The following is a 929-nucleotide window of genomic DNA, read 5'->3' as shown; positions in this document are numbered from 1 at the left end:
GGGCGACCTCCGCCCCCCGGTTGGCCGCCGCCAGCTCCCCGTCGGCCACGGTCAGCCGGAATCCGGCGCCGTCGTCGGCACGTGCGGGCGGCACCGTGGACAGCAACAGCCCCGCACCGTCGACGCGCTCGTCCACCGCGCGGACCGTGTCGCACGGCACGGTCGCCCGCAGGTCCTGGGCTTGGTACCCGGCCAGCGGGGCGTTCACCGCGGTGGTGTCCCCACCCGCGGGCCACACGACGCGGGCGGTGTCCTGCACCACGGGCAGGAACGGGAACGCCACCGCGCACAGCGCGGCGAGCAGTCCGAAAAGCACCGCCAACCGCCGCCACCGTCTCGGGCGTGCACCCGCGTCGTCCCTCCGGACGGCGGTGTCGTCTGCACCGTCCGGAGCATTCTCGTCGGGCGAAACGGCCGAGTCCATCGCCTCTCACGCTAGCGGCGGGCATGTTGCGTTCCTGCGAGGCGAGGAACCACCTCACCCGTCGGTGCGGCCCGAGCGACCCGACCGGACCAGCCTCCGCGACCGGGGGCTCGGGTGTGGGGAACGCCGGGGGCGCTCACGCGCCGTGCCGCCGGAGAGCGCTCACGCGCGGTGCTGTTCGCCGAGCGCTACGCGCTGAGGCCCACGAGGACGCCCAGTGTCGCCGCCTCGACGCAGGCGCCGAGCACGTCGCCGGTGACCCCACCGAGACGGTTCACGCACCGGACGAGCACCACGGCCGCCGCGAGGAACCCCAGCACCACCGCCACCGGACCCTGCCACCACGGCGTTCCGGGGATCAGTACCGCCAGGGCGGCCAGACCCACCCCGACCCCGGCGGCGGGCAGCCGGCCCACCGTCCCGGCGACGGTGCGGCCCAGGCCCTCCGGTTGGGCGGCCGGAATTCCCCGCGCGCAGCACATCGGCAGCACGGCGCGTCCGGTGA

At 75.9% G+C, this 929-nt stretch carries 1 protein-coding gene and 1 pseudogene; both read right to left on the bottom strand.

Translation table 11 applies throughout. The annotated features are described in order from the left end of the window. Positions 1 to 316, bottom strand: a pseudogene (locus tag SACPADRAFT_RS32330) (arabinosyltransferase domain-containing protein); the annotation flags it as partial. Between the two features lie 296 nt (positions 317 to 612). After that, the coding region (locus SACPADRAFT_RS25920; RefSeq protein WP_198048275.1) for an adenosylcobinamide-GDP ribazoletransferase at positions 613 to 929 on the bottom strand (317 nt) is incomplete at its 5' end.

This window comes from Saccharomonospora iraqiensis subsp. paurometabolica YIM 90007 (assembly GCF_000231035.2).
GTDB classification, from domain to species: Bacteria; Actinomycetota; Actinomycetes; order Mycobacteriales; family Pseudonocardiaceae; genus Saccharomonospora; species Saccharomonospora paurometabolica.
Note: the sequence above shows the minus strand (reverse complement) of the source record. Positions and strands in the feature narration are given on the sequence as shown.